The sequence below is a fragment of the Actinorugispora endophytica genome, assembly GCF_004363075.1.
In the GTDB taxonomy this organism is placed as follows: Bacteria; Actinomycetota; Actinomycetes; order Streptosporangiales; family Streptosporangiaceae; genus Actinorugispora; species Actinorugispora endophytica.
Window position 1 is genome coordinate 126,404 of the sequence record NZ_SNYN01000007.1, and the last position, 16,036, is coordinate 142,439.

Consider the following 16,036-nt stretch of genomic DNA (forward strand, 5'->3'; position numbering starts at 1 on the left):
CGCGCCGGGAACGGTCGCGCCGACGTTGAAAGGGCTGGTGCCCCATGCCGGAACCGGACCGGACCATACGAGTGTTCCTGGTCGACGACCACGACGTCGTACGCCGCGGGGTCGCGGCCCTCCTGGGCGACGAGGAGGACATCGAGGTCGTCGGCGAGGCCGGGACCGCGGCCGAGGCGATCGCCCGGATCCCCGCGGCCCGCCCCGACGTGGCCGTGCTCGACGTGCGGCTGCCCGACGGCAGCGGGGTGGAGGTCTGCCGCGAGATCCGCTCCCGGCTCCCCGAACTGGCCTGCCTCATGCTCACCTCCTACGCCGACGACGACGCCCTGTACGAGGCCGTCATGGCCGGGGCCGCGGGGTACGTGCTCAAGCAGATCCACGGCTCCGACCTGGTCGGCGCGGTGCGCACCGTCTCCACCGGCGAGTCGCTGCTGGACCCGCGCAGCACCAGCCGGATCATGCGGCGCATGCGCGAGGAGGCGGACCGCAAGGACCCGTTGGCGCAGCTGTCGGACCAGGAGCGCCGCATCTTCGACCTCATCGGCGAGGGCCTGACCAACCGGCAGATCGGGGAGCGGATCTTCCTGGCCGAGAAGACCGTCAAGAACTACGTCTCCAGCGTGCTGGCCAAGCTGGACATGCAGCGCCGCACCCAGGCCGCCGCCTACGCGGCCCAGCTCAAGGCCGAGTCCGCGCGCCGCCGCTTCGACTGAGCACGCCCCCGGGGACCGGCCCCGGGCTCCCCCCCCCCCCCCCGCGGATTCCGCGCACAACGGCGTTCCACGGGTAGGGGACCGGGGCCGGAGACGAACGGGACCCGAGGAGGAGTTCATGGCCGGGAACGAGAACGCGCCGATCGTGGCCGCCGTCGACGAGACGGAGGGGAGCGGTCGGGCCCTCGACTGGGCCGTCGACCAGGCCCGCCTGCTGCGTCGGAGGCTGCGCCTGGTGTACGCGTTCGACTGGCCCCTCTACCACTCGGCCCCCCGCGGCCTTCCCGGGTTCGACCTCGACGAGATCGCCCGGCGGGTCGTCCGCCGCGCCGAGGAGAGGGCGCGCGGGCGCGCCCCCGAACTCGACGTGGAAACCGCGCACGTCACCGGCCCGGTCGCCCCCACTCTGCTCGTGGAGGCCAGGAGCGCGCACACCGTCGTCGTCGGCTCCCGCGGCCTCGAGGGTCTGCGCGCGGTCGTCGTCGGCTCCACCGGCATGCAGCTCACGGCCCTGGCGGCCTGCCCCGTCGTCGTCGTCCCCGACCGGGAGCCGCGCCCGGCGGTGGGACGCGTGGTGGTCGGGGTGGACGGGTCGGCCACCGCCCGGGCCGCGGCCGGTTGGGCGTTCGCCGAGGCCTCGGCCCGCGGGGCGCTGCTGCGCGCGGTCACCGTGCACGACCGCGTCTCCCACGGGATCTTCGGCCCCCTGGAGGAGCTGCCCGCCGGCTACTCCGGCGACCCCGACGAGGGCGCGGCCTGGGAGGAGGCCCGCCGCCGGCTGTCCGAGTCGATCGCCGGGCTGCGGGAGCTCCACCCGGACGTCAGCCTGCAGGAGGAGGTCTCCACCGGGCATCCCGCCGAGGTCCTGACCGCCGAGTCGGAGCGGGCGGACCTGCTCGTGGTGGGATCGCGCGGCCACGGCGGCTTCGTCGGGCTGCTGCTGGGTTCGGTGAGCCAGGGGGTGCTGTCCCACTCGCACTGCCCGGTGGCGGTCGTCCACGAGGAGGACCGGCGCTGACGGAACCGCGCGGCCACGGCGCGCACGCCGTCGTGACCGACCTGTCCGAACTCGCCCCAACCGACCGCAAGGCACCGGTACGCCCCTGATCGTCACCCGGTCGGACCCGCGCCTAGACTGATCCGGGAGCGGGAGGGCCAGCGACGCCGTCCGGTGGATCGCGCCCGGGCCCCACGGGGGAGACGATGGCCGACGACACTCCGAGCGGCGAGCGGGACAGCGTGTTCGTACCGCACATGCGGCTGGACGAGCTCCTGAGCGAACTCCAGTCGCGCGTGAACACCGTCATGCTCACCCGCGACCGGACCCACTCCCTGCTCGACGCCGTAGTCTCGATCGGCACGGGCCTGGACCTGGCGTCCACGCTCCGCCGGATCGTCGGAACCGCCATGAACCTGGTCGAGGCCCGGTACGGCGCGATGGGCGTCATCGGCCCCGACGGGAAGCTCGAGCAGTTCATCCCACTGGGCCTGGACGACGACGAGATCACCGCCATCGAGCACTGGCCCGAGGGGCGGGGAATCCTGGGCCTGCTGACCAAGGAGCCGCAGACCCTGCGCCTCGACCGCCTCTCCGACCATCCCGAGTCCCGGGGCTTCCCCGCGGGGCACCCGCCGATGCGGACCTTCCTCGGCGTCCCGGTCCGGGTCCGCGACGAGGTGTTCGGCAACCTCTACCTGACGGAGAAGGCCGACGGGGCCTTCTTCGACGAGGACGACCAGGCGATCGTCACGGCGCTGGCGACGGCGGCCGGCGTCGCCATCGAGAACGCCCGCCTGTACGAGGAGACCCGCCGCCGCGAGACCTGGCTGGACGCCTCCGACGAGGTCACCACCCGGCTGCTGTCCGGTGCCGACCCCTCCGAGGTCCTGCGGTTGATCGCCCGGCGCGCCCGCCGGATGTCCGACGCCGACCTCGTGGCCATCGCGACGCCGGAAGCGAGCGGCGGCCCCCTGGTGGTCCGGGTGTCCGACGGGGTCGACGCCCCCCTGGTCGAGGGGCGTTCCTCGAAGGTGAACGGGACGCTCACCGGGCGGGCGTTCCTCGGCGCGGAACCGGTCATCGCCGACCTCGCGCAGGAGGGGGACGTGCCCGCGGTGCTCTTCAAGGGGCTCGGCATCGGCCCGGTCATGCTCGTGCCGCTGGGTGGGCCGAACGACCGGCGCGGTGTGCTCGCCCTCGGCAACCGCGCGGGGCGCCCGCCGTTCACCGCGCCGGTCGTGCACATGCTGCACGCCTTCGCCGGGCACGCCGCCGTCACCCTGGAACTGGCCGAGGCGCGCCGCGACACCGAGCGGCTCATCGTCCTGGAGGACCGCGACCGCATCGCCAAGGACCTGCACGACGTCATCATCCAGCGGCTCTTCGCCATCGCGATGTCGCTGATGAGCTCGATCCGCAGGATCGAGAACCCCGAGCCCGCGCAACGGGTCCAGCAGGCCGTCGACGACCTCGACGACACCATCCGCCAGATCAGGTCGACCATCTTCGCGCTCCAGCACGTGAGCACCGAGGAGCGGCCCTGGCTGCGCAACCAGATCCTCGACGTGGTCAACGCCGCCACCGGGAGCCTGGGGTTCTCCGCGGGGCTTCGGTTGGACGGCCCCATCGACAGCGCGGTGCCCGACTCCGTCTCCGAGCACGTGCTCGCCGTGCTGCGCGAGGCCCTGTCCAACGTCGCCCGGCACGCCCGTGCCTCCCGGACCGACATCACCGTGCACGTGGACTCCGACGTGACACTCACCGTGCGGGACGACGGGGTGGGCCTGGCGGAGCAGGGGCGCCGCAGCGGCCTGCGCAACCTCGCCGACCGCGCCGCCGCGCTGGGCGGCTCGTTCGAGGCCGCCCCCGCCCCCGGGGGCGGGACCCTGCTGCGCTGGCAGGTGCCGCTGCCGGAGGACCCCGGCTGACCGCCGGACCGGCGGCCGGACGGGGTCCCGGTTGTCGACCGGGGCGCCCTACCGCCGGCGTGCGCCGTGCCCGGCGCAGTTCTTGCCGGTGTCGTGGCAGGTCGGGCAGGTCGGAGCCCCCGCGAGACCGCGCGGGCCGGGCCGCCGCCGGCTGTCGAGGCTCCACCGAAGCAGTCGCATGACCCGGTCCGCGACCCCCAGGGTGGCGGCCCTGCCGTAGAACGGCCACCAGGCGGCGGTCCGGCCGTCGGGGATCATCTCGTCCAGCTTCATCGTCAGGCGCAGCGCGAAGGCGCCCGCGACCATCCCGGTCACCAGGTCGGTGAACCAGTGGAAGTGCAGGTACGCCGAGACGAGGGACTGCAGGATCGCGATGGCCGCGATCGCGTAGGCGAACCGGGGCACGATGTGCGGCCGGACCGCCCGGTAGCGGACGATCAGGAACAGCACGAGGCCGTAGATGAGGATGGCGTTCGCGCCGTGCCCGGACGGGAACGAGACGCTTTCCGAGGGAAACCACTCGCCGCTGTCCGCGAAGAAGGCGGGGTCGCCGCTGCGCGGATGGGAGCGCCTCAGGACCACCTTCATCGTCGCGACCAGGCAGACCATCCCGAAGACGCCGCCGACCGCGAGCACGACGGGCCGCCAGGACCGGTGCCAGTAGGCCAGGTGGCCCGCGACGACGGTCAGCACGGGCAGGGCCACGGCTCGCGAAGCGACCGTGTCTGGCCATAGAATAAGGAACGTCCTAAACCGCTCGCTCTCGAACGGGCGGGGGTACGTGTTGATCAGGGTGTCGATCGGGTGCAGTGCGCCCGCCGACAGGACCGTCATCGTGACCAGGACCACGGCCAGTAGAATGGCGATCTTGTCCGAGGCCAGCCCCCAGGCGATCTCGCTCGCGCTGGGCCAGGCGACGGGTCCGGACCCGGACCCCGTGGCGGCGGGCGCGTTCGACGCGCTCCGCGGCCCGTGATCGGCCCGATCGTCTCGGTTGTGGGCGGTCAGTGGGTTCCCGGCCAGGTGATGCGGTTTCGGCCGGATCCGCGATGTGTGCATCATGTGCTCAGTGCTGTCTCACGAGTGTGGGCTGGCCTGCGGCACGGTCGTGCGTGAGGGGATGGGCTCGCCGCTGGAGGGTGGTCTCGGGGGTCGTCGGAATGCGCGCACGCCCTTTGATCGCTCGCGCATGGACCGGTCGGGGAACCGGCCGCCTGTTGTCGGACGCTGCCCAGGCCCGCCCCGTTCCCGGTGGTTCCGGGAACGCCGCGTGACCGGGACGACCGTTCTCGGGTCGTCGTCCCCGTCTGACGCGGCCGGGCGGTCAGAACATGTCCGACAGATGAGCATACCGGCCGCATCCGTCCCGAGACTCTGAGCCCCGTTGGTTACGATCGGTCTCACCTCGCACTTTTCCCATGGGTAAGGCCAGGGGGACACCCTGTTCACGGCGGCGAGACCCAGACGTGAGCGTTTCGTGAGCGAACAGAGTCCTCGGGGGCTCTTCGGGGCGTGCGAGCGACCGCGGTGGCGCGGTATGACACGCTTCAACCGGTCGCCGCCCACACCGACGCAGAGAAAGGCCGTTGATGGTCGAGCTTTCTGAGAGCCCGGAAGACGCCTCTCGGCTTGCCCGCAACCCGCTGCGGGAGCAGATCCGGCGCGTCCTGGTCGACGGCCTGCTGTCCGGCCGCTGGCAGCCCGGGGAGCGCATCGTCGAGCGGCGCGTGGCCGCCGAGCTCAACGTGAGCCAGGCCCCGGTGCGCGAGGCGCTGCGCGAACTGGAGACCCTGCGGCTGATCGAGTCGGTCCCGAACAAGGGGGCGCGGGTCCGCGACTTCGGCGTCGCGGACATGGCGGAGATCTATCCGGTCCGCGCCGGCCTCGAACTCGTGGCCGCGCAACTGGCCGCGCCCCGGCTCGCCGAGGACATCCGGCCGCTGGAGCGCGAGGTGGAGGCGCTCAGGCGCGCCACCGCGGCCGGGGACGTGGACGGCGAGATCAAGCACAGCGTCGACTTCCACCGGGAGATCGTGCGCGCGGCGCGCAACAGTGTGCTGTCCCACACCTGGGAGTCGCTGGGGGTCGAGGTCTGGACGGCCCTGTCGGTGCGCTGGCTGGACATGGAGCTGCACGCCAAGGCCGCCGACCACCGGGAGATCACCGACGCCTTCCGCAACCGGGATCCCGACGTCGGCCGGATGGTCAGCGACCACGTGCTCAACTACGTCGAGGCGGCGCTGCGGTCGCGCGACTCCGTCGGCTGAACACGCTTTCACAGCATCTTCCCCTCCAGGGGTTTCGTCCCGTTATCCGAGAAAAACGAGGGACCTCCCGTAAAGTCGTATTGATCGATCATCGATCAGTACGTAGAGTGTGCGCGACGAACCTCACACTGGACACTGGACACTCGACCCGCGCCCGCCGTTGAGCCCGGCGGAAGCGCGCAGACCGTGATCGGACGCACCGCTGCCGGCACGGCCGCGACCCTACCGGGTACACCCATCCGAAAGGGTCGTTTCCGCACGTAGAAAGGCATCGACATGGCTGACACGGCCAAGCCGAGGGGCACCGGCAGGACCGGTACCCGCCGACGCACGGCCCGCAAGGAGGCCGGCCCCACCCTCAACGACGAGCAGCCGAAGGTCCTGCTGGACTACTACCGGCAGATGCTGCTGATCCGCCGTTTCGAGGAGCGCACCGCGCAGGCCTACACGCAGGCCCGCATCGGCGGCTACTGCCACCTGAACCTCGGCGAGGAAGCCACCGTCGTCGGCCTCATGACGGCGCTACAGGAACGCGACTACCTGTTCACCAACTACCGCGAGCACGGCTACGCCATCGGCAAGGGCATCCACCCGCGCCGGGTGATGGCCGAGCTGTACGGCCGCTCCACCGGCGTGTCCAAGGGCTGGGGCGGGTCCATGCACATGTTCGACACCGAGGCGCGCCTCCTGGGCGGCTACGGCATCGTCGGCGGCCAGCTCCCGCTCGCCGTGGGCGCGGCGCTCGCGGTGTCCTACCGCGGCGGCGACGAGGTCGTCATGTGCCAGATGGGCGACGGCACCACCAACATCGGCGCGTTCCACGAGTCGCTGAACATCGCCGCGCTGTGGAACCTGCCGGTCGTCTTCGTGGTGATCAACAACTACACCGGCATGGGCACCACCGTCGAGAAGTCCTCCGCGGAGCCCGAGCTGTACAAGCGCGGCTCCTCCTACCGGATGGAGGGCGTGCGCGTGGACGGCCAGGACGTGCTCGCCGTGCGCGACGCGGCCGCCGACCTGGTCGAGCGCGCCCGCGCCGAGCAGAAGCCGTTCCTGCTGGAGGCCATGAGCCACCGGATGAAGGGCCACTCCGTCGTGGACCCGGCCAAGTACCGGTCCGCGGAGCAGGCCGAGGAGGCCAAGGCCAACGACCCGGTCGCCGCCTTCGAGGCCCGCCTGACCGAGGCCGGCATCCTCACCGACGAGCTGCGGCAGGAGATCGCGGACTCGGTGAAGGACGAGGTCGCCGACGCCGCGGACTTCGCGGAGAACAGTCCGCACCCCGAGGTGTCCACGCTGTTCGACTACACCTACGCCACCCCCGTACCGAACGAGTCGAGCCGCATGCCCGCCGACCCGGTCTTCGCCGAGCAGTAAGGAGCGGTTCGCACAATGTCCGTCATCACCTACCGCCAAGCCCTGCGCGACACCCTGCGCTCGGAGATGCACCGGGACGAGAACGTCCTGCTCCTCGGAGAGGAGATCGGCGTCTTCGAGGGCTCGTACAAGATCACCGAGGGCCTGCTCAAGGAGTTCGGCGAGCGCCGGGTGCGCGACACCCCCATCGCCGAGGAGGGGTTCGTCGGCGCCGCGATCGGCGCGGCCATGCTGGGCCTCCGCCCGGTCGTGGAGCTCATGACGATCAACTTCTCGCTGATCGCGATCGACCAGATCATCAACCACGCCGCCAAGATCTACGGCATGTTCGGCGGCCAGACCAGCGTTCCGATGGTCATCCGCACCCCGGGCGGCGGCGGTCAGCAGCTCGGCGCGACGCACTCGCAGAACATCGAGCTGTTCTACTCCTTCATCCCCGGCCTGAAGGTGCTCGCGCCGAGCACCCCGGCCGAGGCCGCCGCCATGCTGCGCGCCGCGATCCGCGACGACGACCCGGTGCTGTTCCTGGAGAACCTGGGCCTCTACAACACCAAGGGCGAGGTCCCCGACGAGGAGGTCGTCGCCGAGATCGGCCGCGCCGCGGTGACCCGCGAGGGCACCGACATCACCCTCATCGGGTACTCCCGGATGGCCGCGGTCACCACGCGGGTGGCCGAGCGGCTGGCCGAGCAGGGAATCAGCGTGGAGGTCGTTGACCTGCGCAGCCTCCGTCCGCTAGACCGGGAGACGATCGTGGAGTCGGTCAAGAGGACCGGCTGCGCCGTCATCGCCGAGGACGACTGGCTGACCTACGGCATCGGCGCCGAGATCGCCGCCTCCATCCAGGAGGGCGCGTTCGACTACCTGGACGCCCCGGTCCGCCGGGTGGCGATGGCCGAGGTCCCCATGCCGTACGCCAAACCGCTGGAGACCGCGGCGATGCCGTCGGCCGAGTCGATCACCACCGTCATCCACGAAACCCTGAGCGCCGTCGGCCGGCGGGTCGGTTAAGGAACACAGATGTCTGATATCTACATGCCGCGCCTCTCCGACACCATGGAGGAAGGCGTCATCAGCTCCTGGCTGAAGCAGGTCGGCGACAAGGTCTCCTCCGGTGACGTGCTGGTCGAGATCGAGACCGACAAAGCCGTCATGGAGTACGAGGCCTACGAGGACGGCTACCTGGTCAAGCAGGCCGTCAGCGAGGGCGAGACCGTACCGATCGGCGCCGTGATCGGCGTCATCGGCGACAGCCCGGACGCCGTGCCGGAGGACTCCGGCACGAAGGCCCCGGAGGCCGCGGGGGAGGCCCCCGCGGAGGACGCGGCCCCGGCCGCTCCCGCCGAGGCCCCGGCGGCGCCCGCCGAGGAGGCCGAGCCCGCGGGCGACGGCCCGCGCCCGCTGTCCTCCCCGCTGGCCCGCCGCCTGGCCCGGGAGTACGGCCTGGACCTCGGGCAGATCAAGGGGTCCGGCCCCAAGGGCCGCGTGGTGCGCGCCGACATCGAGGCGGCCGCCAAGTCGCGTGACGGCCAGGCCCCGGCCGCTCCCGCGCAGGCCGCTCCCTCCGCTCCGGCCCAGGCCCCGGCGGCGCCCCAGCAGTCGTTCGACGACGGCCGGGACTCCGAAGAGGTCAAGATCACCAACATCCGCAAGGTGATCGCCCGCCGCCTGACCCAGAGCAAGCAGGAGGTCCCGCACTTCTACCTGCGCCGCACGATCGACGCCGAGGCGCTCAAGGCGCTCCGGGCCCAGATCAACGAGCAGCTCGCCCCGACCGGCGTGAAGGTCAGCTTCAACGACCTGATCGTGAAGGCCGTGGCGACGGTGCTGCGCCGCCACCCGGCGGTGAACTCCTCCTGGGTGGACGAGCGGCTCCTCCAGCACAACCGGATCAACGTCGGCATCGCGGTGGCGGTGGACACCGGCCTGGTGGTCCCGGTCGTGCACGACACCGACAAGCTGCCGTTGTCGGAGATCGCCCAGCGCTCCCGCGAGCTCGCGGGCAAGGCCCGCGACGGCAAGCTGACCCCGAAGGAGATGAGCGGGGGCACGATCAGCGTCAGCAACCTGGGCATGCTCGGCGTGGACAGCTTCTCCGCCGTCATCAACCCGCCGGAGGCCGCGATCCTCGCCGTCGGCGCGATGAAGCAGCAGGCGGTGGTGCGCGACGGCGAGATCGTCGCCCGCAACACCATCGCGCTGGAGCTGTCGGTGGACCACCGCGCGGTGGACGGCGCGGTCGGCGCCGCCTACCTCAAGGAGCTCGCCGAGGTCCTCGAAGAGCCCATGCGGATCATCCTGTAGCGGTTCGGGAACAACCGCGGCGGAGGCCCGTCCCCATCCACCGGGGGCGGGTCTCCGCCGCGTCTGCGGGACGCGGGCGGTACGCCCCCCGGTCCGGGCCCCGCTAGAGTCGGGACCGGTGACGAGCACGGGCGCGTGGAGGAGAGGAGACCGCGTGGAGACCGGTGAGACGGACGTGCGGAAGGCCGTGGAGGCGGACCTCGGCGTCGTCGCGGACACGCTGGCCGACGCCTTCGCCGACTACGCCTGGACCCGGTGGGCCCTCCCCCCGGACGGCCACCGGCGCCGGCTCCGCGCGGCGCAGCACCACTTCGCCGCCCGTGTCGGCCTCCCCCTCGGCACGCTCCACGTCGCGGGCGGCGGCGCCGCGGCCGCGCTGTGGGTCCCGGCCGGCTCCGCGGTCCCGCCGGAGGTGTTCGCCGACCCCGGACTGCTGGGGCTCTACGGCGACCGGCTGGCCGCCGTCGCCGAGGCGGAGGAGGCCCTGGCCGCGCACCGCCCCGACGGACCCCACTGGACCCTGGCCACGGTGGGCGTGCGTCCCGGCGCCCAGGGCCGGGGCCTGGGCGCCCGCGTCCTGGCCCCGGGCCTGCGGTCGGCCCGGGAGAGCGGCGTCCCCGCCTACCTGGAGACCTCCGCCGAGCGCAACGTCCGCTTCTACGAGCGTCTCGGCTTCGGGGTGACGGCGGAGCTGGAGCCCCCGGGCGGCGCTCCCCGGACCTGGTGCATGCTGCGGGACTGAGCCGCCGGGCCCGCGCGCCCACGCCGTCTCGGACACCCGGCGGGGCCGGGGAGGCGGACGCGGGACACCAGTGGCCCGGCACTGGCCCTCGGCCTTCCAGGGGCCCTTCACATGGCGTGGAGCGGGTCAGCTCGCGGTGTCGGCGAGCCGGGTGACGAGGAAGTCGAGCCGCTCCTTCTGACCGTCCGGGGGGATACGGCCGCTGTCCGACAGAACGGCTATGCCGTGCAACGCGCTCCAGACGACTTCGGCGGACAGCTCGCGTCGCGCGTTGTCCGGACGGAAGCAGCTGACGAACTCGTCGAAGGAAGCGCGCAGTTGGGGCGGCGTCTCGGCGTGCGCGAACTTCACGTCGGTCGGCATGACGAACATGGCCCTGTAGAGGGCGGGCCGCTCGGTGGCGAACCCCAGGTAGGCACGGCAGACGGCGTGCAGGGCCTGCCGCGGCTCGGGGGCGGCCGACCGGGCACGGCGCAGATGGGCGGCGAGTTCGCCGAAGCCGTCGATCGCGACGGCGCGGACGATGGCGTCCTTGCCCCTGAAGTGGCTGTAGAGCACGGGCTGGCTGTACTCGACGCGCTCAGCGAGCCTCCGTGTCGTCACCGCCTCCCAGCCTTCGGCCTCGGCGAGTTCGCGGGCTGCTGTGATGATCAGCTGATGGCGCTGGGCGCGTTCACGTTCACGGCGCTCTTTGATGGCGGACATGACGGCACCCTAGCAACACTAGTCATCCTGTCAGAGGTACTGCTATCGTCAACATGAAATCTAGCGCTGACAGAAAACAGGGCGCTGCTATCGAGAGGAAGCAACCATGCTCACCACCGTCGCCACCGCGCTCGCCGGACTGGTCGGCGTGGCCGTCATCTTCATGGGCGCGCTTCCGTTCTGGGCTCCGCGGGCCGCAGCCGGTTTCGGCATCCCCGACACACCGACCGAGGACCGCAGCTTCCGGGCATGGCTGACCGTCAAGGCCATGCGCGACCTGGCCTGCGGGCTCTTCGTCTTCGTCCTGCTGGTCGGCGGGACACCCCACCTGCTGGGCTGGTTCATTCTGGTCATGGCCGTCATCCCCGCGGGCGACGCGTTGATCGTGCTGCGCAGCAACGGGCCCAAGGCGACCGCCTACGGCGTCCACGGCGCCACCGCGGCGGTGATGCTGGCGATCAGCGTGCCCCTCCTCATCGCGTAGCCGCTCGCCACTCCGCCTCGGCGGGGTGCCGCGTCCACTGGCGGACGGGTGAGGCGGGCGCCCCGTCCCCCATCGACGATCTAGCTCCCGATGTACCGCAGCACCGCGAGGACGCGGCGGCTGTAGCCCTTGGTGTCGCCCAGGTCGAGCTTGTCGAAGATCGCGTTGGCGTGCTTCTCCACCGCGCTCTGCGAGATGTACAGGTGGGCGGCGACGGCCCCGTTGGTGTGCCCCTGCGCCATCAGGTCCAGGACCTCGCGCTCCCGGGCGGTGAGCCTGCCCAGGGGGTCGGCGCGGGTGCTGCGGGCGAGCAGCTGCCGGACCACCTCCGGGTCGAACGCCGCTCCCCCGGCGCCCACCCTCTCCAGCGCGCCGAGGAACTCGTCGACCTCCACCACCCGGTCCTTGAGCAGGTAGCCGACCCCCTCGGTGTTCTCCGTGAACAGCTCGGTGGCGTAGCGCTTCTCCACGTACTGCGACAGCACCAGCACGCCGACGCGCGGCGACTCGCGGCGGATCCGCACGGCGGCGCGGAGCCCCTCGTCGGTGTGGGTGGGCGGCATGCGGACGTCCACGACCACGACGTCGGGCGCGTCCCGGCCGACCGCCTCCAGCAGCGCGTCCGCGTCCCCGACCGCCGCGACCACCTCGTGCCCCTCGTCCTCCAGGAGCCGGACCAGCCCCTCGCGCAGCAGGGCCGAGTCCTCGGCCAGGGTCACCCGCACGGAAGCTCCGCGGTGACCGTGGTCGGACCGCCCGGCGGGCTGTCCACCCGCAGGCGCCCGTCGAGCGCGGCGGCCCGGCGGGCCAGCCCGACCAGGCCGGTCCCCGAGGGGTCGGCGCCGCCTCCGCCGTTGTCGCTGATCCGCACGTGGATCGTCCTCTCCTTCTCCTGCCCGGTGATCCGGACCGTGATGAGGTCGGCCCCCGAGTGCTTGATCGCGTTGGTGACGGCCTCGGCGACGACGAAGTAGGCGACGGTCGCCACCGTGGGCTCGGGCGAACCCGGGAGCCGGTAGTCGAGGCTGATCGGGACGCTCGACCGCTCCGCGACCGCTCCCAGCGCCGCGTGCAGGCCCGCCTCGGCCAGCGCCGTGGGGTAGACCCGCCAGGCGACCTCCCGCAGGTCCCTCAGCGCCTGGCGTGCCTCCTCGTGCGCCTGGCCGAGCAGCTCGCGGCCCTTGTCCGGGTCGGGTCCGCGGCGCGCGCGGCCCAGGAGCATGCCCAGGACCACCAGCCGCTGCTGGACGCCGTCGTGCAGGTCCCGCTCGATGCGGCGGCGCTCCTCGTCGACGGCCGCGATGATCCCCGCCCGGCTCTCGGTCAGCTGCCCGATCCGCTGCTCCATCAGGTCCTGGTGGCTGGGCCCGAGGAGCCACCGCGCCAGCTCCCGCTCCATCCCCACGAGCCCGACGGTGCCCTGCACGCTCAGGTACATGAACACCAGACCGAAGACGACGATCCCCGGGTCGTTGCCGTCCAGCACCTCCAGGGGGGACAGCACCAGGTAGACCCCCGCGGGGAAGACCGCCAGGACGATCCCGCCGAACAGCCCGACGGGACACCGGGCCGCCAGGTAGCCGAAGGACCGGGCTCCCCCGGGCCGTCCCGCGATCTCGGTGCCGAAGAGGGCCGCCAGCCGGCGCAGTTCGAGCGCGGTGAGCACGCGCGCGCCGCCGCCGAGCACCCGTCCGACCCGGTTCCGGGCGGACCGCCAGGCCAGCAGCGGCAGCAGGGGGACCGCCGCGGCCGTCACCGCCAGGAGGAACCCCAGCTCGACCAGCGCGGTCAGGGCGCCCGCGGCGGCTCCGGCCACGGCCAGCATCCAGCCGCGCAGCCTCCGGGCCGCGCGCTCCCGCTCTCGGGCGGCACCGCCGCTCTCCCTCGTCCGCACCACGCGCCGTCCCCGTTCTCATCCCTCCGAAGGGTAGCCAGCGCGCGGACGGCGCGGTACTGCGGTGTTCCGCATATCACGGGTGCTGGACTCCGGCTCTGATCCGGCGGTCGACCCCATGGGAACCGGGCCGCGCCGCTCGTAGCGTTCTCCGCGTGCCGGACACACGACCGGCCCCTCCGTTCGAGGCCCCGCCTCGCGGTGGGCTCTTCGCGAACGATCGGGAGTACCACGTGGACCTTCCATTCCGGAACCTGGCGGCCCCCGCCCAGTCCCACGACGGCGTCGTGGGGTGGGTGGTCGGCCTGATGGAGTCCCTGGGCGGCCCCGGAGCGGGACTGGCCATCGCCCTGGAGAACCTGTTCCCGCCCATCCCCAGCGAGGCCATCCTCCCCCTGGCCGGTTTCGCCGCCAGTCGGGGCGAGCTGGGCCTGGTCGAGGCGATCGCGTGGACCACGGCCGGATCGGTCGTCGGCGCGCTCGCCCTGTACTGGATCGGGGCGCTGCTGGGCCGCGACCGCTTCCGGGCGCTGGCCTCCCGCGTCCCCCTGGTCAAGGTCTCCGACGTCGACCGGACCGAGGCGTGGTTCCGACGGCACGGGGCCAAGGCGGTGTTCCTCGGCCGGATGATCCCGCTGTTCCGCAGCTTCATCTCGGTCCCGGCCGGGATCGAGCGCATGCCGATGGCCGTGTTCCTGGCCTTCACGGCTCTGGGCAGCCTGATCTGGAACACCGCGTTCGTGCTGGCCGGATATCTCCTGGGGGAGAGCTGGCACCTGGTCGAGCAGTACGCGGGCGTGGCGTCCAAGGCGGTCGTGGCCGCGGTGGGCGCGGCCGTCCTCTGCTTCGTCGCGGTCCGCCTGCGTGAACTCTGGAGCGCCTCCTCCGGCACCGGCCGCCACCGCCCCGCCGAGACCCCCTAGGACGGCCCCGTCATGACAACGACCGAACCCGCCGCGCGCGCCCGGGTCGCGCCATCGGCGTTCCGGCGCGGCGCCTGGCTGCTGGCCGGAACCGCCCTGTCCCTGTTCGCGATGCAGGCCGTGTGGGACATCGCCCTCGTCGCCTGGGTCTACCCCGTCCTGCTGCTGCGCTTCACCCGCACCGGCGGGACCCCCGCCGCCGTCGCGGGGATCTGGGCCTCGACCGCCCTGGCGATGCTCTGCTGGCTCCACCACGCCGACCTGCTCTCCGCGCCCATCCTGGTGATCACGCTGCCGCTGGCCGCGGCCCAGGCCGTGCCGTTCCTGGTGGACCGGTTCGCGGCCCCCCGACTGGAGTCCCGCGGCCTGCTGCTGTCCGCGCTGGTGTTCCCCGCGACCAAGGCGGCGGTGGAGTTCGCGGTGGCGTCCGCGACCCCCTTCGGCACCATCTACGGGGTCCTGGGCGCCACCCAGCACGGCAACCTGCCGCTGATCCAGACGGCCTCGGTGACCGGCGTGTACGGCGTGAGCTTCCTCGTCGCCTGGGCCGCCTCGACCACGGCCCTGCTCTGGGACCGCGGCCTCCTCTCCCGCCCCGCCCGGACCGCCGCCGCCTGCTGCGCCGGCGCGCTCGGACTCGTCATGCTGGCCGGAGGCGCGCGCCTGGCGTTCGCCCCGCCGTCGGCCGAGACCGTGCGGATCGCGGGCGTCACCACCTCGGTCCCGGCGTGGGAGGAACTGGTGCCGACCTTCCGGGAGTACGACTCGCTGGAGAAGCTCCTGGACGCCGACCCCGAGCTGATGCGCGAGGAGTTCGCGGCCGTCAACGGCGAACTGCTGGCCAACACCGAGCGCGAGGCCGAGGCCGGCGCGCGGATCGTCGTGTGGCCCGAGTCGGCCGCCTTCACCCTGGAGTCCGGCGAGGACCGGCTCATCGCGGACATCCAGGACGTCGCCCGGCGGCACGGCGTCTACGTCGACGCGGGGATGTCGGTCTACACCGAGCGCGCCCCGCACATCCGCAACATGATGGTCATGGTGACCCCGGACGGCGAGGTGGCCTGGAAGTACGACAAGAGCAGGCCCATCCCCGTCCTGGAGCCCTACGACGCCGGACCCGGGGTGCTCCCCGTCGAGGAGAGCCCGTTCGGGCGGCTGTCCAACGTCATCTGCTACGACGCCGACTTCCCCGGACTGCTCCGGCAGGGCGGCGCCGCGGGCGCCGACATCATGATCGTCGGGGCCAACACCTGGGAGGGCATCAAGGAGATGCACGCGCGCAACTCCGTCTTCCGCGCGGTGGAGAACGGGTTCTCGGTGTTCCGACAGGCCAGTCGGGGCCGCGCCAACGCGGTCGACCACCAGGGGCGCCCACTCGCCACCACCGACTACTTCACCACCGACCAGCAGACCATGGTGGCCTTCGTCCCCACCCGGGGCGTCACCACGGTGTACTCCGTCGTCGGCGACCTCTTCGCCTGGCTCTGCGTCGTCACCGTCGTGCTCCTGGCCGCGCTGTGCGCCCTGCCGCGGCGCCGGGGCGGGAGCACCCCCGGCGACCCGACCGGCGGGCCTCGGGCGCAGGACGCCGGAGGGTTCCCCGGACGGAGGCGGCTCGGCGGGTCGGCCGGGTGACCCGCCCGTAGCGGGGACCGGCCGGCCGCGCCGCGGCTCGGGAGGATCCGGGCACCGCCTC

Annotated in this window: 15 protein-coding genes; 11 read left to right on the plus strand and 4 right to left on the minus strand. The window is 72.6% G+C overall.

The features are described 5' to 3' along the window. Positions 1 to 44: 44 nt before the first annotated feature. The 3 genes from EV190_RS12140 (at position 45) to EV190_RS12150 (ending at position 3,644) form a co-directional block, all read left to right on the plus strand. Positions 45 to 716 (plus strand): response regulator transcription factor, encoded by a 672-nt coding sequence (locus EV190_RS12140; RefSeq protein WP_133741634.1) that lies wholly within the window; start codon positions 45 to 47, stop codon positions 714 to 716. Positions 717 to 834: 118 nt separating this feature from the next. Next, a complete protein-coding gene (locus EV190_RS12145; protein ID WP_133741635.1) occupies positions 835 to 1,734 on the plus strand; it encodes a universal stress protein in 900 nt (299 codons plus the stop codon). A 185-nt stretch (positions 1,735 to 1,919) separates the two neighbouring features. After that, on the plus strand, positions 1,920 to 3,644 hold the full coding sequence (locus EV190_RS12150) for a sensor histidine kinase (RefSeq protein ID WP_133741636.1): 1,725 nt from the start codon (positions 1,920 to 1,922) through the stop codon (positions 3,642 to 3,644). Positions 3,645 to 3,692: 48 nt separating this feature from the next. Here EV190_RS12150 and EV190_RS12155 read toward each other — a convergent pair whose 3' ends face one another. Next, the gene (locus EV190_RS12155) at positions 3,693 to 4,538 is read right to left on the minus strand and encodes a phosphatase PAP2 family protein (RefSeq protein WP_243742535.1); all 846 of its coding nucleotides are present in this window, start codon (positions 4,536 to 4,538) and stop codon (positions 3,693 to 3,695) included. Between the two features lie 695 nt (positions 4,539 to 5,233). On the opposite strand from EV190_RS12155, the gene EV190_RS12160 reads away from it, so the two are divergent. The 5 genes from EV190_RS12160 to EV190_RS12180 all read left to right on the plus strand — a co-directional run bounded on the left by EV190_RS12160 (position 5,234) and on the right by EV190_RS12180 (position 10,334). Then, positions 5,234 to 5,911 carry a GntR family transcriptional regulator gene (locus EV190_RS12160; RefSeq protein WP_133741637.1) on the plus strand — a complete coding sequence of 226 codons (678 nt, stop codon included), beginning with the start codon at positions 5,234 to 5,236 and terminating at the stop codon, positions 5,909 to 5,911. A 276-nt stretch (positions 5,912 to 6,187) separates the two neighbouring features. Further along, the gene (pdhA, locus tag EV190_RS12165) at positions 6,188 to 7,288 is read left to right on the plus strand and encodes a pyruvate dehydrogenase (acetyl-transferring) E1 component subunit alpha (RefSeq protein WP_133741638.1); all 1,101 of its coding nucleotides are present in this window, start codon (positions 6,188 to 6,190) and stop codon (positions 7,286 to 7,288) included. Positions 7,289 to 7,303: 15 nt separating this feature from the next. After that, complete coding sequence (locus EV190_RS12170; RefSeq protein WP_133741639.1) at positions 7,304 to 8,299, plus strand: alpha-ketoacid dehydrogenase subunit beta; 996 nt, start codon at positions 7,304 to 7,306, stop codon at positions 8,297 to 8,299. 9 nt (positions 8,300 to 8,308) lie between these two features. Further along, positions 8,309 to 9,592 (plus strand): dihydrolipoamide acetyltransferase family protein, encoded by a 1,284-nt coding sequence (locus tag EV190_RS12175; protein WP_133741640.1) that lies wholly within the window; start codon positions 8,309 to 8,311, stop codon positions 9,590 to 9,592. Between the two features lie 154 nt (positions 9,593 to 9,746). Further along, the gene (locus tag EV190_RS12180; RefSeq protein ID WP_133741641.1) at positions 9,747 to 10,334 is read left to right on the plus strand and encodes a GNAT family N-acetyltransferase; all 588 of its coding nucleotides are present in this window, start codon (positions 9,747 to 9,749) and stop codon (positions 10,332 to 10,334) included. 126 nt (positions 10,335 to 10,460) lie between these two features. On the opposite strand, the gene EV190_RS12185 is transcribed toward EV190_RS12180, so the two are convergent. Then, on the minus strand, positions 10,461 to 11,039 hold the full coding sequence (locus tag EV190_RS12185) for a TetR/AcrR family transcriptional regulator (protein ID WP_133741642.1): 579 nt from the start codon (positions 11,037 to 11,039) through the stop codon (positions 10,461 to 10,463). Positions 11,040 to 11,145: 106 nt separating this feature from the next. Between EV190_RS12185 and EV190_RS12190 the strand changes: the two genes are divergently transcribed. Next, on the plus strand, positions 11,146 to 11,523 hold the full coding sequence (locus EV190_RS12190; RefSeq protein ID WP_133741643.1) for a DUF4267 domain-containing protein: 378 nt from the start codon (positions 11,146 to 11,148) through the stop codon (positions 11,521 to 11,523). Positions 11,524 to 11,603: 80 nt separating this feature from the next. Here EV190_RS12190 and EV190_RS12195 read toward each other — a convergent pair whose 3' ends face one another. Continuing rightward, entirely contained in the window at positions 11,604 to 12,248 is a 645-nt protein-coding gene (locus EV190_RS12195; protein WP_133741644.1) for a response regulator, read from the minus strand. Continuing rightward, the gene (locus EV190_RS12200; RefSeq protein ID WP_341770547.1) at positions 12,239 to 13,420 is read right to left on the minus strand and encodes a sensor histidine kinase; all 1,182 of its coding nucleotides are present in this window, start codon (positions 13,418 to 13,420) and stop codon (positions 12,239 to 12,241) included. The genes EV190_RS12195 and EV190_RS12200 overlap by 10 nt, the downstream gene beginning before the upstream one ends. Before the next feature lie 305 nt (positions 13,421 to 13,725). Between EV190_RS12200 and EV190_RS12205 the strand changes: the two genes are divergently transcribed. Then, positions 13,726 to 14,340, plus strand: coding sequence for a DedA family protein (locus tag EV190_RS12205; RefSeq protein WP_133741678.1), 615 nt, complete (start codon positions 13,726 to 13,728; stop codon positions 14,338 to 14,340). A 12-nt stretch (positions 14,341 to 14,352) separates the two neighbouring features. Next, positions 14,353 to 15,975: an apolipoprotein N-acyltransferase gene (locus EV190_RS12210; protein ID WP_133741645.1), complete on the plus strand. Its 1,623-nt coding sequence runs from the start codon at positions 14,353 to 14,355 to the stop codon at positions 15,973 to 15,975. Positions 15,976 to 16,036 lie beyond the last annotated feature (61 nt).